The sequence below is a fragment of the Cryobacterium frigoriphilum genome (assembly GCF_004403305.1).
In the GTDB taxonomy this organism is placed as follows: Bacteria; Actinomycetota; Actinomycetes; order Actinomycetales; family Microbacteriaceae; genus Cryobacterium; species Cryobacterium frigoriphilum.
On record NZ_SOHE01000074.1, the window covers coordinates 56,479 to 77,097 of the forward strand.

General features: G+C 68.9%; 22 protein-coding genes. 10 read left to right on the top strand and 12 right to left on the bottom strand.

The window, feature by feature from the left end:
- Nucleotides 1-17 precede the first annotated feature (17 nt).
- A complete protein-coding gene (gene pgm / locus E3T55_RS17340; protein ID WP_134520796.1) occupies nt 18-1,634 on the top strand; it encodes a phosphoglucomutase (alpha-D-glucose-1,6-bisphosphate-dependent) in 1,617 nt (538 codons plus the stop codon).
- A 100-nt stretch (nt 1,635-1,734) separates the two neighbouring features.
- On the opposite strand, the gene E3T55_RS17345 is transcribed toward pgm, so the two are convergent.
- Together E3T55_RS17345 and E3T55_RS17350 are read right to left on the bottom strand one after the other, a co-directional pair.
- Entirely contained in the window at nt 1,735-2,421 is a 687-nt protein-coding gene (locus tag E3T55_RS17345) for an amidase domain-containing protein (protein ID WP_134520797.1), read from the bottom strand.
- A gap of 94 nt (nt 2,422-2,515) precedes the next feature.
- A complete protein-coding gene (locus E3T55_RS17350; protein WP_134520798.1) occupies nt 2,516-3,514 on the bottom strand; it encodes a M15 family metallopeptidase in 999 nt (332 codons plus the stop codon).
- A 130-nt stretch (nt 3,515-3,644) separates the two neighbouring features.
- Here E3T55_RS17350 and E3T55_RS17355 point away from each other — a divergent pair, with 130 nt between their 5' ends.
- Both E3T55_RS17355 and E3T55_RS17360 read left to right on the top strand, forming a co-directional pair.
- Complete coding sequence (locus tag E3T55_RS17355; RefSeq protein ID WP_134520799.1) at nt 3,645-4,349, top strand: NAD(P)H-binding protein; 705 nt, start codon at nt 3,645-3,647, stop codon at nt 4,347-4,349.
- 138 nt (nt 4,350-4,487) lie between these two features.
- The gene (locus tag E3T55_RS17360) at nt 4,488-5,960 is read left to right on the top strand and encodes a glycoside hydrolase family 1 protein (protein WP_134520800.1); all 1,473 of its coding nucleotides are present in this window, start codon (nt 4,488-4,490) and stop codon (nt 5,958-5,960) included.
- Between the two features lie 17 nt (nt 5,961-5,977).
- Here E3T55_RS17360 and E3T55_RS17365 read toward each other — a convergent pair whose 3' ends face one another.
- Together E3T55_RS17365 and E3T55_RS17370 are read right to left on the bottom strand one after the other, a co-directional pair.
- Nucleotides 5,978-6,901 (bottom strand): LLM class F420-dependent oxidoreductase, encoded by a 924-nt coding sequence (locus E3T55_RS17365; RefSeq protein WP_134520801.1) that lies wholly within the window; start codon nt 6,899-6,901, stop codon nt 5,978-5,980.
- Nucleotides 6,898-7,869: a DNA-methyltransferase gene (locus tag E3T55_RS17370; RefSeq protein ID WP_134520802.1), complete on the bottom strand. Its 972-nt coding sequence runs from the start codon at nt 7,867-7,869 to the stop codon at nt 6,898-6,900. Before E3T55_RS17370 ends, E3T55_RS17365 begins: the two co-directional genes overlap by 4 nt.
- Before the next feature lie 34 nt (nt 7,870-7,903).
- Here E3T55_RS17370 and E3T55_RS17375 point away from each other — a divergent pair, with 34 nt between their 5' ends.
- Entirely contained in the window at nt 7,904-8,239 is a 336-nt protein-coding gene (locus E3T55_RS17375; protein WP_134520803.1) for a GNAT family N-acetyltransferase, read from the top strand.
- On the opposite strand, the gene E3T55_RS17380 is transcribed toward E3T55_RS17375, so the two are convergent.
- The 3 genes from E3T55_RS17380 to E3T55_RS17390 form a co-directional block, all read right to left on the bottom strand.
- The gene (locus E3T55_RS17380) at nt 8,236-8,502 is read right to left on the bottom strand and encodes a hypothetical protein (protein WP_134520804.1); all 267 of its coding nucleotides are present in this window, start codon (nt 8,500-8,502) and stop codon (nt 8,236-8,238) included. The genes E3T55_RS17375 and E3T55_RS17380 overlap by 4 nt on opposite strands.
- A 35-nt stretch (nt 8,503-8,537) precedes the next feature.
- Nucleotides 8,538-9,587 (bottom strand): lipoate-protein ligase LplAB, encoded by a 1,050-nt coding sequence (locus E3T55_RS17385; RefSeq protein ID WP_134520805.1) that lies wholly within the window; start codon nt 9,585-9,587, stop codon nt 8,538-8,540.
- Nucleotides 9,588-9,701: 114 nt separating this feature from the next.
- Nucleotides 9,702-10,583 (bottom strand): alpha/beta fold hydrolase, encoded by an 882-nt coding sequence (locus tag E3T55_RS17390; protein WP_134520806.1) that lies wholly within the window; start codon nt 10,581-10,583, stop codon nt 9,702-9,704.
- A gap of 102 nt (nt 10,584-10,685) precedes the next feature.
- Here E3T55_RS17390 and E3T55_RS17395 point away from each other — a divergent pair, with 102 nt between their 5' ends.
- Nucleotides 10,686-11,183: a MarR family winged helix-turn-helix transcriptional regulator gene (locus E3T55_RS17395; RefSeq protein WP_134520807.1), complete on the top strand. Its 498-nt coding sequence runs from the start codon at nt 10,686-10,688 to the stop codon at nt 11,181-11,183.
- A complete protein-coding gene (locus E3T55_RS17400) occupies nt 11,180-12,580 on the top strand; it encodes an MFS transporter (protein ID WP_134520808.1) in 1,401 nt (466 codons plus the stop codon). The genes E3T55_RS17395 and E3T55_RS17400 overlap by 4 nt, the downstream gene beginning before the upstream one ends.
- Before the next feature lie 164 nt (nt 12,581-12,744).
- Here the strand turns inward: E3T55_RS17400 and E3T55_RS17405 are convergent, their stop codons facing one another.
- Nucleotides 12,745-14,214, bottom strand: coding sequence for a peptide MFS transporter (locus E3T55_RS17405; protein WP_134520809.1), 1,470 nt, complete (start codon nt 14,212-14,214; stop codon nt 12,745-12,747).
- 113 nt (nt 14,215-14,327) lie between these two features.
- Between E3T55_RS17405 and E3T55_RS17410 the strand changes: the two genes are divergently transcribed.
- From E3T55_RS17410 to E3T55_RS17425, 4 genes are all read left to right on the top strand, one after another.
- The gene (locus E3T55_RS17410) at nt 14,328-15,272 is read left to right on the top strand and encodes a 2-hydroxyacid dehydrogenase (protein ID WP_134520810.1); all 945 of its coding nucleotides are present in this window, start codon (nt 14,328-14,330) and stop codon (nt 15,270-15,272) included.
- A 108-nt stretch (nt 15,273-15,380) separates the two neighbouring features.
- The gene (locus E3T55_RS17415) at nt 15,381-16,088 is read left to right on the top strand and encodes a DJ-1/PfpI family protein (RefSeq protein WP_134520811.1); all 708 of its coding nucleotides are present in this window, start codon (nt 15,381-15,383) and stop codon (nt 16,086-16,088) included.
- 216 nt (nt 16,089-16,304) lie between these two features.
- A complete protein-coding gene (locus E3T55_RS17420) occupies nt 16,305-17,078 on the top strand; it encodes a FadR/GntR family transcriptional regulator (protein WP_134520812.1) in 774 nt (257 codons plus the stop codon).
- A gap of 36 nt (nt 17,079-17,114) precedes the next feature.
- Nucleotides 17,115-18,398, top strand: coding sequence for an alpha-hydroxy acid oxidase (locus E3T55_RS17425; protein ID WP_134520813.1), 1,284 nt, complete (start codon nt 17,115-17,117; stop codon nt 18,396-18,398).
- Nucleotides 18,399-18,474: 76 nt separating this feature from the next.
- Here the strand turns inward: E3T55_RS17425 and E3T55_RS17430 are convergent, their stop codons facing one another.
- Genes E3T55_RS17430 through E3T55_RS17445 form a run of 4 tightly spaced genes read right to left on the bottom strand, consistent with a single transcriptional unit; the run spans nt 18,475 to nt 20,506 of the window.
- A complete protein-coding gene (locus E3T55_RS17430) occupies nt 18,475-18,819 on the bottom strand; it encodes a type II toxin-antitoxin system death-on-curing family toxin (protein WP_134520814.1) in 345 nt (114 codons plus the stop codon).
- A complete protein-coding gene (locus tag E3T55_RS17435) occupies nt 18,779-19,219 on the bottom strand; it encodes a type II toxin-antitoxin system VapC family toxin (RefSeq protein WP_166791825.1) in 441 nt (146 codons plus the stop codon). The genes E3T55_RS17430 and E3T55_RS17435 overlap by 41 nt, the downstream gene beginning before the upstream one ends.
- Entirely contained in the window at nt 19,216-19,479 is a 264-nt protein-coding gene (locus tag E3T55_RS17440; protein ID WP_134520816.1) for a hypothetical protein, read from the bottom strand. The genes E3T55_RS17435 and E3T55_RS17440 overlap by 4 nt, the downstream gene beginning before the upstream one ends.
- Before the next feature lie 40 nt (nt 19,480-19,519).
- Nucleotides 19,520-20,506: an acetylxylan esterase gene (locus E3T55_RS17445; RefSeq protein ID WP_134520817.1), complete on the bottom strand. Its 987-nt coding sequence runs from the start codon at nt 20,504-20,506 to the stop codon at nt 19,520-19,522.
- Nucleotides 20,507-20,619: the final 113 nt, after the last annotated feature.

Below are 20,619 nucleotides of genomic sequence, written 5' to 3' on the forward strand. Positions count from 1 at the left end.
GGTGCCAGACTGTGGTCATGAGCGAGCGCGCAGGAACCCCGGCCCACGAGTCTGATCTGACCGATATCGAAGGGCTGGTGAAGGCCTATTACGACCTGAAACCGGATGTCGCGGTGCCGGCCCAGAGGGTCGTCTTCGGCACCTCAGGGCACCGCGGGAGTTCACTGAACACCGCGTTCAACGAGGACCACATCAGCGCCACCACCCAGGCGATCGTGGAGTACCGCACCGGCCAGGGCATCACCGGGCCGCTCTTCATCGGCACCGACCCACACGCGCTGAGCGGCCCCGCGTACACGACCGCGCTCGAGGTGCTCGTCGCCAACGGCGTGCGCGTGCTCGTCGACGAGTTCAGCGATTACGTGCCGACCCCGTCGCTGTCGCACGCGATTCTCGCCTACAACCGGGCCGAGAATGGCGACCTCGCCGACGGCATCGTCGTCACCCCGAGCCACAACCCGCCCTACGACGGCGGCTTCAAGTACAACCCGCCGCACGGCGGACCGGCCGACAGCGACGCCACCTCGTGGATCGCCAACCGGGCCAACGAGATCATCGCGGCCGGTCTCGTCGACGTGAAGATGAGCGAGCCGAGCGCCGTCGAGACCTACGACTTTCGCGGCCACTACGTGAACGACCTCGAGAACATCATCGACATGAAAGCGATCAAGGCCAGCGGCATCCGCATCGGCGCCGACCCGCTCGGCGGTGCGAGCGTGGGCTACTGGGGCGCCATTCGGGACCGCTACGAGCTCGACCTCACCGTCGTGAACCCCTCGGTCGACCCGCAGTGGCGCTTCATGACCATCGACTGGGACGACAAGATCCGCATGGATCCCTCGAGTGCGTCGGTGATGGCATCCGTCGTCGCGCACAAGGACGAGTTCGACATTCTCACCGGCAACGACGCCGACGCCGACCGGCACGGCATCGTGACGCCCGACGGCGGCCTCATGAACCCCAACCACTTTCTCGCCGTCGCGATCGACTACCTGTACAGCCACCGTGAGGGCTGGCGCGCCGACGCCGCGATCGGCAAGACCCTCGTCTCGTCGACAATGATCGACCGGGTCGCCGGGTTTCTCGGCCGCGACCTCACCGAGGTTCCGGTGGGCTTCAAGTGGTTCGTGCCCGGCCTGATCGACGGCTCGGTCGCATTCGGCGGCGAGGAGAGCGCCGGCGCGAGCTTCGTGCGCTTCGACGGTTCGGTATGGACCACCGACAAGGACGGCATTCTGCTGGCCCTGCTCGCCTCGGAGATTCTCGCGGTGACCGGCAAGACGCCCAGCCAGCGCTACGCCGAGCTCGCCGAGCACTTCGGCGCTCCGGCCTACGCCCGAGTGGATGCCGCGGCCACGCCCGCGCAGAAGGCCGCGTTGGCCAAGCTCAACGGTGACGCCATCTCGGCGACCGAGCTCGCCGGCGAGAAGATCATCGCCAAGCTCAGCCACGCGCCCGGTAACGGCGCGGCGATCGGCGGAGTCAAGGTCGTGACCGAGAACGCCTGGTTCGCGGCCCGCCCGAGCGGCACCGAAGACGTCTACAAGATCTACGCCGAGTCCTTCCTCGGCGCCGAGCACCTGGCCCGCGTGCAGGCCGAGGCGAAGGCGATCGTCGACGACGCCATCGCCTAGCGCCGCGTTGCCACCCCAGCACGCGGCTCTGCAGGCCGGCCCACCCGGTTTCGACCGGCGCGCTTTGCGCGCCGGCTCAACCAGCGGCGGGGGCGGGTGGTTAGGGGATGCTCCAGTAGTACGCGGTGGCGCCCGGGTGGTCTTCGGTGATCGCGGTGTCGACGCTGCGGTAGTCGGAGTCGAGGGTGTGTCCGGCGAAGAAGATCGAGACGTCGTCGCCGGTTCCTTCGACCCGGGTCACGATGCCGGTGTGGTCGCGGTCTCCGGAGTTGTCCCAGTCGAACTGCGCGACATCGCCGACCTTCACCTGGTCACGCTGATCGTCGGTGAGGGCGGTGGCGCGGCCGCTGTCGGCGATGTAGTTCATGAGCGCGGTCGAGCTGACCCAGGCCGACGACGCGGCGTAGGCGTTGCCGGTCATGGGGTTGTTCCACGCGTCATCCATCTGCCAGCCGCGCTCGATCAGGGCCTGGCTGCTGAAGTTGACGCAGTCGTTCTCGTTGACGACACCGTATTCGGCGGAGTTGTACGTTTCCGGGGCCCAGTGCGCGAGCACGTAGTCCAGCTGGGCCTGCACGGCCGGGTCGACCTCAACCTCGACCGGTGCGGGGGTCTGCGCGGGAACCTCGCGGGTGGCGGTCGGTACGGGGGTGGCCGCGGCATCCGTCGTCGCCATCGGGTCGGCCGTGCGTGCCGTGCCGGCGGTCGCGAGGGCCACTCCGGCCACGGCGACCGTGGCCACCACGACCAGGCCCAGTCCGGTCTTCTGCCACCGCGTCAGCGCCACAGGTCACTCATTTCGATCGATAGTGTGAAAACGGATGCCCACTCGGGGCATATGGATCTAGCCAACCACAGTCCGGCGACAGAAAGCTGAGTCTCTAGAGGTAGTCGGGCGCCGCGCCCAGCCCGAAATGCTCTTCCAGGGTGCGGGTGCCGGAGTCGTGCATGGCCCCGGCCAGACCCACGCCGATGTAGCGGAAGTGCCACGGCTCGTAGGCGAAGCCCGTCACGGCGGCCTTGTCGGCGGGGTAGCGCAGCAGAAAGCCGAAACGCCAGGCGTTGGCGACGAGCCACTGGCCTTCGGCCGTGTCGCCGAAGCAGGCGCTGAGCGAGCAGTTTCCCGAGACGGCCCCAATGTCGAGGGCGAGGCCGGTCTGGTGTTCGCTGTGGCCGGGGCGGGCCGAGGTGGTGTCGGCGTAGGTCTGGCCGCTGCGGGAGACGAATCCGGCGTAGAGGCCTTGCTGAACGGCATACGAGCGATACGCGCTGTTGGAGGCGAGTGCCAGGCCGGCCTCGGCGGAGGCGGCGCCGAACAGTGCGACGACGGCGGTGGAAGCCTCCTGCCGCAGCAGGGGCGCCCAGGTGTGCGCGACCGGAACGCTCACCAGATCGGCGGGCACGTATCCGGCGGAGCCCAGGGCGCGGGCCTTGTTGACGACGACGGTGATGCTGGCCGGGTCGTCGAGCGCGGGGTTGCCCGAGTTGACCGGCGGCGCCGCGGTCGGCGTCGGTGTTGCCGTCGGGGTCGGGGTCGGCAGCGCGACCGGGGCGGGAGCCGCCTCTGGTACCGGGCGCAGGGCGGCAATGCGCGCGACCTCGGCGGCGATCACGGCTGCCGCGGCGGCTTCGTCGGCTCGCGTGGCGGCCGAGGCGGCGGCGGATGCTTCGGCGACGGCAACCCTGGCCGCTGCAGCATCGGCGGTATCGGCAGCGGATGCCGCGGCCTCGGCGCCGCGCGCGGCCCCGTAACCGAGAGAACCGGCAGCGAGCACGACGATGAGAGCACCGGCCGCGGCGCGGGCGCGCAGTCGGCGGCGACCGTGCTGCTCCGGCGCAGCAACTCGCACCGACACGGGGGGCAGACGTTTCGCTCGCACGTGCCGAGCCTAGTAGCCGCGAGGCCCCCCGCCGCCGCATCCGCCGCCCCGCACGGCTCACTCGCGGAGATTTTCGGGGGTGGGGGGATGGGGTGGGAATGTTTGGGGGGTGCGCCTTGTTGGATTACAGATGCGCATTCTTATAGCAGGTGGACATGGAAAAATCGCTCGAATTCTGACCCGGGAGCTGGTGGCAGGCGGACATGAGGTGACCGGCCTGATTCGCAATGACGAGCAGGGCGCCGACCTCATGCTCGACGGTGCGACGCCGGTCGTGCTCGACATCGAAACGGCCACAACAGCGGAGGTGACCGCCGCCCTCACCGGATTCGACGTCGCCGTCTTCGCGGCCGGCGCCGGCGGAGGCAGCGGCGACGCCCGCAAGCAGACCGTCGACTTCGGCGGCTCCGTCAAGCTCGCCGACGCCGCAGAGGCCGCCGGGGTACGCCGCTTCATTCAGATCTCCTCGACCGGCAACGACCTCGTTCGTGACGGCGGCCTTCCGGTCGGACTCGATGAGGGCATGCTCGCCTACTTCCAGGCCAAGCTCGCCGCCGAAGACGACCTCAAGCCCCGCGATCTCGACTGGACGATCGTGCGCCCCGGCGGGCTGACGGATGCCGACGGTACCGGACTCGTGCAGCTGCAGCTCTCGGGACCCGACCACACCGTGCCCGGATCCGTCGAGAAGCAGGGCACCGTGCCGCGCGCCGATGTGGCCGCAGTGCTCGCCGAACTCATTCGTACGGGCTCCGGCGTGCGCCAGACGCTGCACCTGCTTGAGGGCTACCTCGACGTCGAAGACGCGATCGCGGCCCTGCCGGCCGCCAAGTAGGCCGACCGACCCGCACCGACCACGACCGGAAGAAGCCTCGCCCCGCGGGTGCTTCTTCCGGTTTTTTGTCTGCCGGGGCTATCCTCTCAACTACCCCGCTGCTCGTGCGGGGCTCATGCAGGGAGCGGATCAAGGCTGATGACACCCACCTCACTCACCACGTTTGCCTGGCCGGAGGGCTTCATCTGGGGCTCGGCGACCGCCGCCGCACAGGTCGAGGGCGCCGGCCATGAGGGCGGCAAAGAAGACTCGATCTGGGATGCCTTCGCCCGGGTTCCCGGCGCGATCGCCGGCGACGAGAACCTCGAAATCGCCGACGATCATTACCACCGGATGCCGGCCGACGTGGCGATCATGAAGCGACTGGGCCTTAGATCCTACCGATTCTCAACGAGCTGGGCCCGCGTGCGCCCCGGCGATCGCGCCGCAAACGGCGAGGGCCTCGACTTCTATTCCCGGCTGGTCGACGAGCTGCTCGAGGCGGGCATTCTGCCCTGGCTGACGCTGTACCACTGGGACCTGCCGCAGGCCCTCGAAGAGAAGGGCGGCTGGGCGAACCGCGACACCGCGGCCCGCTTCGTGGACTACGCGACGGATGTCTACGCCGCCCTCGGCGACCGCGTCACCCACTGGACCACCTTCAACGAGCCGTTCTGCTCCGCGCTGCTCGGCTATGCCTCGGGCGTGCACGCCCCCGGCCGGCAGGATGGCCGCGCAGCCGTCGCCGCGGTGCACCATCAACACCTCGCCCACGGCCGGGCCGTGCTCGCGCTGCGCTCGAGCGGCGCCGAGCACATCGGCATCACCCTCAACCTCACCAACGCCGTGCCGCGCGACCCGAGCGACCCGGTTGACATCGACGCCGCCCGCCGCCTCGATTCGCTCGCCAATCGCATCTTTCTCGAGCCGATGCTGCTCGGGGCCTACCCCGCCGACACGCTGCGCGACCTCGAGGCGTTCGGTCTGTCCGAGGCGACCGGGCCGAACGGCGAGGCCGCGCTCATTCAGGCGGGCGACCTCGAGATCATCGGCACCCCCATCGACTTTCTCGGCGTCAACCATTACCACGATGACTCGGTGAGTGGGCATCCACTGGCCGCCAGCGAAGGCGGCGACGCCGACAGCCACTCCGGCGGCGCGAGCCGGCCTGCCGGATCGCCCTGGGTCGGCTCGGAGCACCTCACTTTTCCGAGCCGCGGCCTGCCGCGCACGGCCATGGACTGGGAGGTCAACCCCGACGGCCTGCGGGCGCTGCTCGTGCGCCTCGGCGAGCAGTACCCGACCCTGCCGCCGCTGTACATCACCGAGAACGGTGCCGCCTACGACGACACCGTGGCGGCGGATGGCGCGGTGCACGACCGCGAGCGCACGCAGTACATCCTGGACCACGTCGCATCCGTCGCTCTGGCCATCGAGCAGGGAGCGGATGTGCGCGGCTACTTCGTCTGGTCACTGCTCGACAACTTCGAGTGGTCGTACGGGTACGGCAAACGTTTCGGCATCGTCAGGGTCGACTACGACACGCTCGAGCGCACGGTGAAAGACAGCGGACTCGCCTTCGCTGCCCTGATCGCGGGCACGGGCGGGGGCGGCAGCGCGCCGGCACGATGACGGATGCCGCCCCCGGCTCAGCGCAGCTGCGGCACAACCTCGGCGGCGAGAAACTCCAGGTGGTCGAGGTCGGAGAGGTCCATGATCTGCAGGTACACGCACTCGACGCCGTCGGCCGCGAGCGCGCCGAGGCGGTCGACGATCTCCGAGGCCGTGCCGGCGAGGCCGTGCGCGCGCAACTCGGCCGGCTCGCGGCCGATCGCCGCGGCCCGACGCGCGAACTCGACCTCGGTAGCCCCGCCCACCGCGATGAGTGCGGCGGAGTACACCAACGAATCCGGGTCACGGCCGATGCTCTGGCACGCGGCCCGCACGCCCGCGAACTTGCCGGCGATGTCGGCGAATTCGGGGAAGGGCAGGTTGAACTCCGTCGCGAAGCGCGCGGCGAGCGCCGGGGTGCGGCGGGCTCCTCCGCCGCCGACGATGACGGGCACGCGGGCCTGCGTCGGCTTCGGCAGGGCCGGCGACTCGATCAGCGTGTAATGCTCCCCATCGAAGCTGTAGCTCTCGCCGATCGGGGTGTTCCACAGCCCGGTGATGATCTCAAGCTGCTCCTCGAGCATGCCGAACCGCTTGGGAGGGAACGGGATCCCATAGGCGAGGTGCTCCTTCTCGAACCAGCCGGTGCCGAGACCGAGCTCCACCCGGCCGCCGGACATCTGGTCGACCTGGGCGATCTGAATGGCGAGGATGCCCGGCGGCCGATAGGTGACCGAGGACACGAGCGTGCCGAGACGGATGCGTTCCGTCTCGCGGGCGAGCCCCGCCAGGGTGGTCCAGGCATCCGTCGGGCCGGGCAGGCCTGAGCCGTCTCCCATGGCGAGATAGTGGTCAGAGCGGAAGAACGCGTCGAAGCCGAGCCGTTCGGTGGCCTGCGCGACCGCGAGCACATCGTCGTAGCTGGCGCCCTGCTGGGGTTCGGTGAATACGCGGAATCTCATGAAACCAGTCTGCCAAGCCCCTCGGTCGGGGGGAAATCCAGGTGGTTCGGGTCGACGGCGGCGTCGGCGGCTTCGACGGGGCCGCCGAGCCCGTGCGGAAAGATCTGCACGTCGGGTACGAGCGCGAACCGAGCACGCATCACCGTGAGTGCCTCGGGGTTCTGGTCCACCAGCACGAAACGCCGACCGAGCGCCGCGGCGACCGCTCCGGTGGTGCCGCTGCCGGCGAAGAAGTCGAGCACCCAGTCGCCCTCGCGGCTCGAGGCCTGGATGATGCGGCGCAGAATGCCCACCGGCTTCTGGGTGGGGTAACCGGTTTTCTCCTTGCCGGTGGGCGACACGATCGTGTGCCACCAGACATCCGTCGGCAGCTTCCCCTTCGCCACTTTTTCCGGGGTGACCAGCCCCGGAGCCATATAAGGCTCGCGGTCGACCGTCGTCGAATCGAAGTAGTAGGCCTGCGGGTTCTTGACGTAGACGAGGATCGTGTCGTGTTTGGTCGGCCAGCGACTCTTCGACTTCGCTCCGTAGTCGTAGGCCCAGATCAGTTCGTTGAGAAAGCAGTCCCGGCCGAAGAGGGCGTCGAGCAGCACCTTCGCGTAGTGCGCCTCGCGGTAGTCGAGGTGCAGGTAGAGGGTGCCGTCGTCGGCGAGCAAGCGCCAGGCCTCGATCAGTCGCGGCTCGAGAAAGGCCCAGTAGTCCTCGAAGGCGTCGTCGTAGCCGAGCAGGTCACCCTTGATGCGCTCGTAGCGCTGGCCTTTGAATCCGGTAATGGTTCCGGCGGCGCTCGCTCCCCCTGCCGCGGCACGAACCGACGTCGTGGTCTGCCGTTTTTGGCTGCGACCGGTATTAAAGGGGGGATCGAGGTAGATCAGGGTGAACGCCGCGTCGGGGAGATTCGGTAGAACCTCGAGGTTGTCGGCGTGAATCACCCGGCTGGGACTTGTCTGTGACCACGCGGTTGGCATTCGTCTATTCTGTCAGGCGGCATAGTCTGTGCGGATGACAAAATCGACACCAACCCCGGTTACGACCCCGCCCACTACCTCCGGCGCGGTCGTGCGGCACGACGAGTCCTGCTCCCGCTATACCCTTCTGCTCGGTGACCAGACGGTGGGCCTGGCGGATTACTCGGTCTCCGGCCGCAACATCCACTTCACCCATACCGAGGTCGACCCGGCCCGGCGGGGCAACGGGCTCGCCAGCATCCTCATCGAACAGGCCCTCGATGACACCCGCACCCGCACCGACCTCACCGTCGTGCCGGACTGCCCGTACGTGGCGCACTGGATCGACCGGCACGCCGAATACCACGATCTGCTGACCCGCGGCCGCTAGAGTTCGATGCGAATGCGACCGTCGTAGATTCCCTTGTCACCGTCACCGGCGAGCGGGGCGGGGGCGGGCAGCACGGTCTGGCGTTCGAGCTCGATCGCGGCCTCGTACCGGCTCGGCGCGAACACCTCGTCGCCCATTCCGACAAGGCTCGCCCCGGTTCCGCTGCGGCGATTCTTGTTCGAGAGGTCGATCCAGCCCACACGGTCGGCCAGATAACCGAGCACGACGACGACCGCCGCGCCGATCAGAAGCCACCAGTCCATCGGGCCAGTGTATCCATGGCTCGCCGGGAGCGGTCTCAGGGAACCCGGGTCAGCCAGGCGTCCGTGCTGAACTTGGTGGTGACCAGCTCGGTCGCCTTCGCGTATTCCTCGGCGGTGATGTCGCCGGAGGTCGCCCCATACAGCCCGACGAAGGTCGCCTTCATGCGTTCGATGATCTCGGCGCGGCTGAGGCCGGTCTGGCTGCGCAGCGGGTCGACGCGCTTGGCGGCGCTCGTGATGCCCTTGTCGCTGAGCTTTTCGCGGCCGATGCGCAGCACCTGCACCATTTTCTCACCGTCCATGTCGTAGCTCATGGTGACGTGGTGCAGCACGGCGCCGCTGCCGAGGCGCTTCTGGGCGGCACCGCCGATCTTGCCCTTGGGGCTCGTGATGTCGTTGAGCGGCTGGTAGTACGCATCGATGCCGAGCGATTTCAGGGCGGTGATGACCCACTCGTCGAGATACGCGTACGAATCGGCGAAGCTCATGCCCTGCACGAGGTCGCTCGGTGCGTAGATGGAATAGGTGATGACCGAGCCGGCCTCCATGAACATGGCGCCGCCGCCGCTGATGCGACGCACGACGCTGAAGCCGAACTTCTCGGCATTGTCGGGGTCGACCTCGTTCTTGAGGGACTGGAAGCTGCCGATCACGACGGCCGGTTCGTTCCACTCCCAGATGCGCAGGGTGGGCTGGCGGCGGCCCTCGCCGACCTCGGTCGCGAGCACCTCGTCGAGGGCCATCTGCATGACGGGGGGCACGGGCCCCGAGTGGATGATCTTCCAGTCGTAGTCGCGCCAACTGCTGGCTCTGGCCAAAGAGCGACGCACGGCGACGGCGACGGCCTCGGGCGAGAAACCGAGCAGGCTCGCCCCAACGGGCAGGGCGCGGCGCACGGCGGCGGTGATGCTCGCCGCGTCGCTGTCGGCGGAGAGGCCGTTCACGGCCTCGTTGATGTCGTCGAGCGCGCTGTCGGGTTCGAGGAAGAAGTCCCCGGCCAGCCCGAAATTGGCGATCGTGTTATCGACCACGTCGAGATCGACGACGACAAGTTTGCCGCCCGGAACCTTATATTCTCCGTGCATTCAGCCAGCCTAACCGCACGCGCGGGCAGCGGATGCCGCCGCCCGCCATCCGTTGCGAAAAGCGGATGGCGCGACCAAACGGGGCCGTTTCATCCGCCGCTGCGCGACTTCGCGTCAATCCGCCCGCTTGTCGTCACGAGCAGCGGGCGCGGGCACGACGGGCAGGTGCTGATCGAGCCAGTGCAGCAGGTCGGCGATCACCTCGTCGCGGTTGGTCTCGTTGAAGACCTCGTGCCGGGCGCCCGGGTAGACGACGAGGCGCACATCGCGCAGTCCGGACCGGGCCACGTAGGCCTCGGCGAGTCGGGCGGCGCTGCGTTCACCGCCGACGGTGTCGTCGCCGCCGACGAGCATCAGCAGCGGCAGCGCGGTCGGCAGCCCGCGGGCCGGGCGCCCGAACAGCCGGGCCGCCTCCCGCAGCCCGAACAGCTTGGCGAGCGGCGTCGCGGTGGTCAGCGGGTCGGCCACGAAGGCCGCCGCGACCGCCGGGTCACGGCTCAGCCACTCCACGCCGGTCGTTCCGAGGTGTTTGTGACGACGGTTCAGGTCGCCGCTGTCGAGGTAGCCCGGCCAGCGGTACGCGGTGCCCGACAGCACGACCGCGTCGTACTCACCCGCGTGCGCATTGATGATCATCTGCGCCAGGAACGATCCCCAGCTGTGCCCCAGCAGAATCAGCGGCAAGCCGGGTTCTGCCAGCCGGATGATGCCACTCAGCTGCCGCACACCGGCCGCCGCCGCCCGCACCCCACCGACGCCGAGCCGGCCGAGCCGGGAATGGTCACCAGCGTACTGGCCGAGTCCGGTCTGGCCGTGACCACGGTGATCGTCGGCGTAGACCGTGTAGCCGGCGGCGTTGAGGGCCGCGGCGAGCCGCGTGTAACGCCGGGCATGTTCGCCCACGCCGTGGGCGATTTGCACGACCCCGCGCGGGGCGTCGACCGGCCAGACGTAGTAGGTGATGGTGACGCCGTAAACATCGGTGTAGGTGGGCACGCAGACAGTCTGTACCCTCGGCCCCGCCGGATCGAGAGCCCGCACCCACTTTATGCGTATTGTCGGGAATACTTAGCAAGGCTAATTTGCTACGCTAAGTAGATGCTCACCGACACGGCACATGCCGACACCGCCCAGGACACCACGCCGCACCACTCGGCAGACGCTCCCGGCCACGAGAGCACCGTCGCCGAGCTCAGCCACGACTTTCGCATGGCCAACGGCCGTCTGGCCCGTCGACTGCGGCAGGAGAAGGCCGACAACGAACTCAGCGCGAGCCAGTTCTCGGCCCTCGGAAGCCTGTTCGTGCAGGGCCCGTTGACGCTCAGCGAACTCAGCGAACACGAGCACGTCACCCCGCCGTCGATGACCCGCACGGTACACGCGCTCGTCACCGCCGGCCTCGTCGACCGCTCCGGCGTCGCCGACGACGGCCGCAAGGTCGTGCTCACGGCCACCCCGGCGGGCCTGGACATCATGCGCGAAACCCGCAAACGCCGCGAGGCCTGGCTCGCCCAGCGACTCATCCGGCTCTCGCCCGCAGAGCGCCGCACGCTCGCGGATGCCACGTCAATCATGAAGGAGCTCGCCAACAGTTGAGTGCCATGTTCCGCTCCCTGAGCGTCATCAATTACCGCATCTGGTTCGCCGGGGCCCTCGTCTCGAACATCGGCACCTGGATGCAGCGCACCGCCCAGGACTGGATCGTGCTCACCGAGCTGACCGACTACAACGCGACCGCGGTCGGTATCACGATGGCGCTGCAGCTCGGCCCGATGCTGATTCTGATGCCGTGGGCCGGCCTCATCGCCGACCGGTTCAACCGGCGCAAGCTGTTGATTCTGACCCAGGCGCTGATGGGGCTGCTGGCCCTCGGCCTCGGTATTCTGACCGTGACCGGCGTCGCCGAGCTCTGGCACGTCTACCTCTTCGCCCTGGGCCTCGGAGTCGTCGCCGCGATCGACGCGCCCGCCCGCCAGGCCTTCGTCTCCGAGCTCGTCTCCGAGGACAACCTCAGCAACGCCGTGGCCCTCAACTCGGCGTCGTTCCACGGCGCCCGCCTGATCGGCCCGGCCGCCGCCGGCCTGCTCGTCGTCGCTGTCGGCGCCGGCTGGGTCTTCATGATCAACGCCGTCACCTTCGCCGCCACGGTCGCCGCGATGCTGCTGCTGCGCACGCACCTGCTGCGGCGCCAGCCCACCGCGAGTCGCGAGCGCGGGCAGCTCGCCGCCGGGTTCCGCTACGTGCGCGGCCGCCCCGACATCATGGTCGTCATGGTCGCCGTGTTCTTGATCGGCACCTTCGGTCTCAACTTCGCCATCTTCACCTCGACCATGGCGACAATCGAGTTCGGCAAGGGCGCGACCGAGTTCGGCCTCTTGAGCTCGATCATGGCGATCGGCGCGGTCATCGGTTCGCTGCTCGCGGCCCGCCGCAGTCAGGCCCGGCTGCGCATGATCATTGGCGGGGCCGCGCTCTTCGGAGTCTCCTGCGCCCTCGCGGCCCTCATGCCCACCTACGGCAGCTTCGCGGTCTCCCTCGCCCTCGTCGGCCTGTCGTCGCTGACCCTCATGACGACCGCGAACGCCTACGTGCAAACCACGACCCAGGCCGACATGCGCGGCCGGGTGATGGCGCTCTACATGGCCATCTTCGTCGGCGGCACCCCGCTCGGCGCGCCGCTCGTCGGCTGGGTAGCGGATGCCTTCGGCCCCCGCTGGGCGCTCGGTCTCGCGAGCGCCTCGGGGCTGCTGGCCGCTGCCGCGCTGCTGTATTGGATGATCCGCTACCGCGAGCTACGGGTACGGCTGCGGCTGCGCACGGCCCCGCGGGTGCTGATTCTGCACGCCGGCGACGGCCGCGAGCCGGAGCGCACGGCCGCCGCCGGCGCATCCGCTGCCGCCGCATCCGCCGCCGCATCCGCCGGCCACAGCACCGACGCGGTGGACACGGCCACCCGCGAGATTTCCATCATCGAGGGCACCAGCTCACGCTAGAGGCCGGCCCTCGCGGGGGCTAATTCAGGAAATCTGCGCGGGCGAGGCGCCAGCGTCCCACTGCTCCGGCCCTGCGGCGAGCACCCCGCGACGGATGTCCTGAATTAGCCACGGAGGCAGCGCCCTGCGGCGGGCGGGCGAGCGAGCGGGCGGGGCGTGGGGAGCTAGCGCACGCCGCCCATCAGGCGCAGCACCGGTCGGGCGACGAGGGCGAGCATGAGGCCGAGCAGAATGGCGATGCCGCCCAGCACCCCGAAGTACAGGGTCTCGTCGACGGTCGCGTACCACTCGGCGAGCAGGCCGGACACGGCCGATCCGAGCGCGACGGAGAGGAAGAACAGCGCCACCATCTGGGTCTTGAACACTCCGGGCGCGAGCTTGGTGGCGACCGAAAGCCCAACCGGGGAGAGCAGCAGCTCCGCGACGGTGAAGACGAGCAGAATTCCGACCATCGCCAGCAGTGGGGTCGAGTTGGCGGCGCCGCCCGCGAAGGGCAGAAACAGCAGGAACGCGATGCCCATGATGCCCGTGCCGAAGGCGAACTTCACCGGTGTGGACGGCTGTCTGGTGCCCCACTTCGTCCAGATTGCGGCGAAGATTCCCGACAGCAGAATGATGAAGACCGGGTTGATCGACTGCACCCAGGACACGGGCATCTCCCAGCCGAACAGGTCGCGGTTGAGGCGCTCGTCGGCGTAGATCGTGACGACGGTGAACTGCTGCTGGTACAGCGACCAGAACGCGGCGCTCGCGATGAACAGCGGAATGAAGGCGTAAACCCGCTTGCGCTCGACGGTCGAGATCTGCCGGTTGGTCAGGATCACGATGAAGTACGAGATCGTCGCGACGATGGTCAGCCCGATCACGATCGTGACGAGGTTGGAGGCGGTGATGACCCCGGTCATCACGAGAACCACGATGATCGCGACGGCCACGAGGGCGATGACGATGTAGCGGTTGTAGCGTTCGCGCGGCAGCGGGTCGGGCACCACGCGTGCCGCCTCGGGCAGGCGCTTACGGCCGAAGGAGTACTGTGTGAGGCCGATCGCCATGCCGACCGCGGCGAGCCCGAAGCCGTAGTGGAAGCCGAGCGTGGTCTGCAGCAGGCCGGTCAGGATGGGTCCGAAGAACGCGCCGAGGTTGATGCCGAGGTAGAAGATCGAGAACCCGGCGTCGCGACGGGGATCATCCGCTGCATACAGCGTGCCGACGACGGAGGTCGCGTTGGCCTTCAGTCCACCGCTGCCGACCGCGACCAGAATGAGGCCCACGGCGAGGCCGATCACGCCCGGCAACAGGGCCAGGGCGATGTGGCCGAGCATGATGACGATCGCGCTGTAGAACAGCACCCGCTCTGAGCCGAGCAGCCGGTCGGCGACCCAGGCGCCGAGGATCGTGGAGAGATACACGCCGCCGCCATAAGCGCCGACGATGCCCGCAGCGGTGGCCTGCGGAATGCCCAGGCCGTCATCGGCCGCCGAGTAGTACAAGTACAACAACAGGATGCCCTGCATGCCGTAGAACGAGAAGCGCTCCCACATCTCGACGCCGAAGATATGGGCCAGGGATCGGGGCTGCCCCAGAAATCCGGTGTCTTCGTGGTGGGCTGTGGCTTCGTCGGTGCTCGTACGCATCCCTTCAGAATACTCCCGCCCCTCCCCCGCACGGGTGCCCCTCGCCCGCGTCTGGTCGTGTCTGGCCGTGCTTGGTCGTGCCTGGTCGTGCCCGCGGCACTTAGGCTCAGGGGATGGTTAACCAGCGAATTCTTGTCAGCGTGCCCGATCACACTCTGCGCGACGCGCTCGGGGAGCTGCCCGACGGCGTCGACCTGATCGAGTGGGCGCTGGATGGCCCGGCGCCGGTTCCCGAGATCGACCTCGTCGTGATGCCCTACATGGGCGCCACCCGCAAGCTCGCCCACCTTGCCGGAGTGCAGACGCGGCTCGTGCAGAGCCAGGCGATCGGTTACGACGGCGCCGATGCCGTACTGCCCGCCGGAAACCTGCTCGCCAACGCGGCGAGTGTGCACGAGGCCTCGACCGCCGAACTCACGGTCGGTCTGATTCTCGCCTCGCAGCGCGGCATCCCGAACTTCGTGCGTGACGCCGATGCCGGCCAATGGAGCCGCCCGGATCAGCAGCACGCAAGCCTCGCCGACCGCACCGTGCTGCTGCTCGGTTACGGCGGCGTCAGCCGGGCGATCGAGGCCCGTCTGCTGCCGTTCGAGACCACGATCGTACGTGTCGCACGCACCGCCCGCAGCGACGAGACCGGTCCGGTCCACGCCTTCGGCGAGCTCGCCGAACTGCTTCCCCAGGCCGACATCGTGGTCGTCGCCGTGCCGCTGACCACCGAGACACATCACCTCGTCGACGACGCCTTTCTCGCCCGGATGCCCGATGGCGCCCTGCTCGTGAACATCGCCCGCGGCCCGGTCGCCGACACCGAGGCGCTGCTGGCGCACGCGAGCAGCGGTCGGCTGCGGCTCGCCCTCGACGTGACCGATCCGGAGCCGCTGCCGGACGGACATCCGCTCTTTGCGCTGTCCAACGTTCTGATCAGCCCACACGTCGGCGGCGCCTCGACCGCGATGCTGCCGCGCATGGTGCGGCTGCTGCGCGAGCAGATTCGGCGGATGCAGCGTGGCGACGAGCCGCTCAACGTCGTTCTGGGCGCACCCGCCACGCTCTGACCTGCACGCCTCGGCGGATTAGGCGCGGGGCCTTGCCCCCGAGCCACTTCGGGTCGACAGTGGTGGCGCGGCACACGACTGGCCGCACCACAGACGGAGAGGTTTGCTATGCCCAAAGTGATCATTCTGACCGGGGACGCCGCCGAGACTCTGGAGGTGTTCTACCCGTACCAGCGCCTGCTGGAGGCGGGCTACGAGGTCGACATCGCCGCCCCCGAGAAGCGTCGCCTGCAGTTCGTTGTGCACGATTTCATCGACGGTTTCGACACCTACACCGAGAAGCTCGGCCACACCTGGCCCGCCGACGTGGCCTTTCGCGATGTGGACCCGTCCGACTATGTGGCCCTCGTGGTGCCCGGCGGACGGGCTCCCGAGTACATCCGCAACGACGATGACGCCAAGCGCATCGTGCGGCACTTCTTCGAGACCAACGCCCCGGTCGCGGCGCTCTGCCACGGGCCGTTGCTGCTCGCGGCCGCGGGTGTGCTGCACGGGCGCACCACCTCGGCCTACCCGGCGCTGCAGATCGACGTGGAACTCGGCGGCGGAACCTTCGAGAACGGTGCCGGCATCGTCGACGGCAACCTCGTGTCGGGGCGAGCCTGGCCCGACAACGCAGCGTGGATGCGTGAGTTCATGATCGTTCTCGAGGCCTCTCAGGGGCTCGCCGGGGCCGGTGAACAGACCGGCGCCCAGCCGGCCGAGACCTGGTCGGAGGCGTCACGCGCACGCGGCATGGCGACCGAGGCCGCCCAGGCCGAGCCGGCGGGCGGCTACGACACCCAGCCGATCGACCGCGACCGCCCCGAAAACTAGCGACGGGCAACGGAGGTCGGCGGCGCGGACCGCGCCGCCGACCTGGTGGCCCTCACCGGGCAACCCGACGCGGCGGCGCACGCGGAAACACGATCGCCCTCGACGGGCGCCACGGGTCTCGACGGGGGCCGCGATTACGTGTATGGTGTGGTCAGACCACTTGTGGTCTGACCACACCATTTTTCGTACCGTCCGACTCATCGCCGAGGAGCCCCCGTGACCACTACCGCCGGCACCGAACGACGCGCCTGGCAGCTCGTGCTCGACCGCGTCGAACTCGACCTGCTCAGCGGGCGCCTCGGCCCCGGCGACCACCTGCCGCCCGAACGACAGCTCGCCGTCGAGCTCGGCGTCGGCCGCTCGAGCGTGCGCGAGGCGATCCGGGTGCTCGAGGTGCTCGGCCTGATCCGCACCAGTGTGGGCTCCGGCCCCTCGGCCGGCGCGATCATCGTCGCGTTGCCCGGTGGCGGCATGTCCGCCCTGATGCGCCTGCAGGTCGCCGCCCAGGGATTTCCGGTCGCCGACGTCGTCAAGACCCGCCTCGTGCTCGAGGGCTCGGTCGTGTCCGACCTCGCCGAGCGCTGCGCCCCCGGTCCGTTCGGTGGGGCGGGCGACGCGGTCGCCGACGGATGCCCCGACCTGACGGAGTCCCGCGTGCTGCTGACCGCGATGGACCGGCCCGAGCTCACCGAAGCCGAGTTTCTCGCCCTCGACGCGCAGTTTCACCTCTCGCTCGCCGAGGCCGGCGGCAATCAGGTCGTGACGGCGACGATGGCCGGGCTGCGCAGTGCCATCGAGGGCTATGCGCGTGCGGGGCTGGCCGGCCTCGTGTCGTGGCCGGCGACATCCGCTCGCCTGCGGCTCGAACACCGGGCCATTCTGGCCGCGATCGCCGCCGGCGACCCCGAGGGTGCCCGCCTGGCCGTGCAGGGCCACATCGCGGGGTACTACGCCGAAACCCAGCTCACCAGCACGACTCCCACACTCTAGGTTCGCCCCTCCCTTCTCGACAGACAGGACACCGACATGGTTCAACGACGCATCCCGAAGATCAAAGATCTCGCCCCGCTCATGCAGTTCAAGTCCCCCGAGCTCAATGCCAGAAAGCGTCGACTGGCCGCCGCGCTGACGATTCAGGATCTGCGCACGATCGCCAAAAAGCGCACCCCCAAGGCCGCGTTCGACTACACCGAGGGCGCCGCCGAGGCCGAGATCTCGCTCGCCCGGGCGCGGCAGGCCTTCGAAGACATCGAGTTTCACCCCTCGATTTTGCGCGACGTGTCGACCGTGTCGACCGGCTGGAATGTGCTCGGCGCCCCCGTCGCCCAGCCGTTCGGCATCGCGCCGACCGGCTTCACCCGCATGATGCAGACCGAGGGCGAGGTCGCCGGATCTCGTGCGGCCGGCCGCGCCGGCATCCCCTTCTCACTCTCGACCATGGGCACGTCCTCGATCGAAGAGGTCAAGGCCGCGAACCCGCATGGCCGCAACTGGTTCCAGCTGTACATGTGGAAGGACCGCGACCGCTCGATGGCCCTCGTCGACCGGGCCGCGAAGGCCGGCTTCGACACCCTGCTGGTGACCGTCGACGTTCCCGTCGCCGGAGCCCGGCTGCGCGACAAGCGCAACGGCTTCTCGATTCCGCCGGCGCTGACCCTGGGCACCGTGGTCAACGCCCTGCCCCGCCCGGAGTGGTGGATCAACTTTTTGACCACCGAGCCGTTGTCGTTCGCGAGCCTTGACCGGTCGAGCGGAACGGTCGCGGAGCTGATCGACAGCATGTTCGACCCGACCGTCGACTTCGAGGATCTCGCCTGGATTCGGGCGCAGTGGCCCGGAAAAATCGTCGTCAAGGGCGTGCAGAACCTTTCCGACGCCAAGCGTCTGGTGGACCTCGGCGTCGACGGCATCACGCTGTCGAATCACGGCGGCCGCCAGCTCGACCGCGCCCCGATCCCGTTCCGCCTGCTGCCCGACGTCGCCCGCGAGGTGGGGCAGCACACCGAGGTTCATCTGGACACGGGCATCATGTCCGGGGCCGACATCGTCGCATCGATCGCCCTCGGCGCCCGCTTCACGATGATCGGCCGTGCCTACCTGTACGGCCTGATGGCCGGCGGAGAGGCCGGAGTCGACCGCACCATCCAGATTCTCTCGGAGCAGGTCGCCCGCACCATGCGCCTGCTCGGCGTCAACTCGCTCGAGGAACTCACCCCGGGCCACGTCACGCAGCTCACCCGCCTGCAGCCGGTCGCCTCGGCGCTCGTGGCCGCCGCCGAGACGGTGCGCACCCCGGTTACCGTCAAGTAGAGGATGCATTCGCGCGAGTGAGCAGTTGTGGCGCTTCCCACGCTCGGGAAGCGCGACAACTGCTCACTCGCGTCATTTAGTCGGCGGCTGGGACCAGTACGCGGGCCAGCGCCGCCGCCGTTTGCTCCAGGCTCAGCTGCCCCTGCGCGACGGCCAGCACCAACTCGAAGGCTTCGTCACTGGTCATGACGACGCGAAACCCGTTGAGGCGCAGGAACGCGAGCGTTAGCATCCAGGACAGGCGCGTGTTCCCATCGAAGGGCGGATAATTCTGCGCGAGTGACGAAAACAGCGCGGCTGCCTTGAGCTCAAGTGTTTCGTAGGCGTCGTCACCGAACATGCTCGCGGACGGCCGAGCCAGTGCCGAGAAGAGCAGCCCCTTATCGCGCACGTGCAGGCCCAGATGCGCAACCGTCGCCATCGCCTGGTCCGGCTCGAGGTGGCACGACGCGCAGTCCGAGCGCGACCGCGGCGCGGGCGAGCGCGGCGTCGAAGGTTGCCAGCGGGGCGGACTCCTGCAGAGCGGCGACCAGCACACAACAGTCCGGCATGGTCAAGCCGGTCGTCACGCGCAGCTCGGCCAGGAGCATGGGCTCGTCGCGAGCGGGCGTGAGCGCTCCGATGCCCATCTCGGTGAGGTCAGCCAGCAGTTGGCTCGCCCGCCCCAGGCGCACGCCGCCTACCAGGACTTCGGCGAGCGTTAAGGGATGCACCGCGAAGCCGCGATCCAGGTTCTGACTCAACAGAACCGCAGAGGCGCCATGGCTGACGTCAGACGTGTTGAGAAACGCGATGATGACGCTCGCGTCGAGAACGATCACTCCGGCCAGTCGTCGAGCAGTCGAGTTCTGAAGCTTTCATCGAACCCTTCGGAGTACCGACCGCGAACGCGCTGAAGTGCGGCAAGCCGCGCCTCCAGCCGCGTCCGGTCCTGGCGCGACACTTCGGCGGCGCCGACTCGCAGGACCCGTAACACCAGTTTCGCCCGCGGTTCGTTGGGCCAGACGCGGGCGGCGGCATCGAGAGCACGCAGGATGTCGTCCGTTTCCGTGATCTGATAACGACGGCGTGCGGTGGGCATGCCGAGAGTGCACCACCGCCTACTCGGTGGTACACCTGTATCAGCGCAGGTGCTCGGCGAAAGCGCGCAGGGCGAGAGCATCGTCTTCCCAGGCTCCGCCCTCGTGGCCGTTGTACTGCCACACCGTCACGTCTTTCGGCCCGGCGTAGCTGTGGAAGGCGCCGAACACCGTCGAGGGCGGGCAGATCGCATCCATCAGGCCGGCCGTGAAGACGCCCGGCGCGGTGGCCCGCTTGGCGAAGTTCACGCCGTCGAAGTAGCTCAGCGTCTCGTAGACGGTCGCCACGCTCAGCCGGTGCACGGCGAGGTACTGGGCGATCTCCCGGTACGGCATGGCGTCGGTGATGACGGATGCCCGCGGAAAGTCGCAGAGGAACGGCACCCGGGCGACGACCGCGGCAAGGCCCGGCACGAGGCCGGCGACGGCGAGCGCGATGCCACCGCCCTGGCTGGTGCCCATCACGGCGACCCGGGTCTCGTCGACGAGGTCGAGCGCGCGGGCCGCGGCGACCGCGCGCACGGCATCCGTGTAGAGGCGGCGGTAGTAGTAGCTGCCCGGTGCTTCGATGCCGCGGGTCATGAAGCCCGGAACCTGCGGGCCGCTGCGGGAGCCACCGTCATCGTCGGGCGTAACGCCGGTCGTGCCGCCGGAGCCCTGGCCGCGCACGTCCATGTCGAAGTGTGCGTAGCCGGCGGATGCCCACAGCAGGTTCTCGAAAGCCTGCCCGCGTCCGCGGCCGTAACCGTGAAACTGCACGATGGCCGGCAGCGGCTGCGTGGTACCGGCCGGCACCCGCAGCCACGCACTGATCCTCTGACCACCGAAACCGGTGAAGGTGACGTCGTACACGTCGAGGGTGGTGAGAGCGGGCGAGCCGGGGGCATCCGTCACCCGGGTTGCGGTCACCGCGAGCGGATGCCGCGCCGCCTCGGCCAGGGTGTCGGCCCAAAAGGCGTCGAAGTCGTGCGGCTCGGTCTGCGTGCTGCGATGCGTCTGCAGGCTCGCCTCGGACATGTCGGTGTACATGCTGTGAGCCTACGGCGGCGGGCGCCCGGCCCGCTGCGCGCCCGTCACGCGCCGTCACCCTGGCCCCGCTCGCCGCCCGCCCGGTGACTGCGCCGCCCGCGTGGGTGGCTGCG

What these genes read in the sequence shown, in the direction of transcription:
- E3T55_RS17380 (WP_134520804.1), bottom strand. Translation starts at nt 8,502, where the DNA reads ATGGACTGGTGGCTTCTGATCGGCGCGGCGGTCGTCGTCGTGCTCGGT.
- E3T55_RS17425 (WP_134520813.1), top strand. Translation starts at nt 17,115, where the DNA reads ATGGTTCAACGACGCATCCCGAAGATCAAAGATCTCGCCCCGCTCATG.
- E3T55_RS17405 (WP_134520809.1), bottom strand. Translation starts at nt 14,214, where the DNA reads ATGCGTACGAGCACCGACGAAGCCACAGCCCACCACGAAGACACCGGA.
- E3T55_RS17385 (WP_134520805.1), bottom strand. Translation starts at nt 9,587, where the DNA reads ATGCACGGAGAATATAAGGTTCCGGGCGGCAAACTTGTCGTCGTCGAT.
- E3T55_RS17375 (WP_134520803.1), top strand. Translation starts at nt 7,904, where the DNA reads ATGACAAAATCGACACCAACCCCGGTTACGACCCCGCCCACTACCTCC.
- E3T55_RS17365 (WP_134520801.1), bottom strand. Translation starts at nt 6,901, where the DNA reads ATGAGATTCCGCGTATTCACCGAACCCCAGCAGGGCGCCAGCTACGAC.
- E3T55_RS17410 (WP_134520810.1), top strand. Translation starts at nt 14,328, where the DNA reads ATGGTTAACCAGCGAATTCTTGTCAGCGTGCCCGATCACACTCTGCGC.
- E3T55_RS17430 (WP_134520814.1), bottom strand. Translation starts at nt 18,819, where the DNA reads ATGGCGACGGTTGCGCATCTGGGCCTGCACGTGCGCGATAAGGGGCTG.
- E3T55_RS17395 (WP_134520807.1), top strand. Translation starts at nt 10,686, where the DNA reads ATGCTCACCGACACGGCACATGCCGACACCGCCCAGGACACCACGCCG.
- E3T55_RS17445 (WP_134520817.1), bottom strand. Translation starts at nt 20,506, where the DNA reads ATGTACACCGACATGTCCGAGGCGAGCCTGCAGACGCATCGCAGCACG.
- E3T55_RS17360 (WP_134520800.1), top strand. Translation starts at nt 4,488, where the DNA reads ATGACACCCACCTCACTCACCACGTTTGCCTGGCCGGAGGGCTTCATC.
- E3T55_RS17440 (WP_134520816.1), bottom strand. Translation starts at nt 19,479, where the DNA reads ATGCCCACCGCACGCCGTCGTTATCAGATCACGGAAACGGACGACATC.
- E3T55_RS17370 (WP_134520802.1), bottom strand. Translation starts at nt 7,869, where the DNA reads ATGCCAACCGCGTGGTCACAGACAAGTCCCAGCCGGGTGATTCACGCC.
- E3T55_RS17415 (WP_134520811.1), top strand. Translation starts at nt 15,381, where the DNA reads ATGCCCAAAGTGATCATTCTGACCGGGGACGCCGCCGAGACTCTGGAG.
- pgm (WP_134520796.1), top strand. Translation starts at nt 18, where the DNA reads ATGAGCGAGCGCGCAGGAACCCCGGCCCACGAGTCTGATCTGACCGAT.
- E3T55_RS17355 (WP_134520799.1), top strand. Translation starts at nt 3,645, where the DNA reads ATGCGCATTCTTATAGCAGGTGGACATGGAAAAATCGCTCGAATTCTG.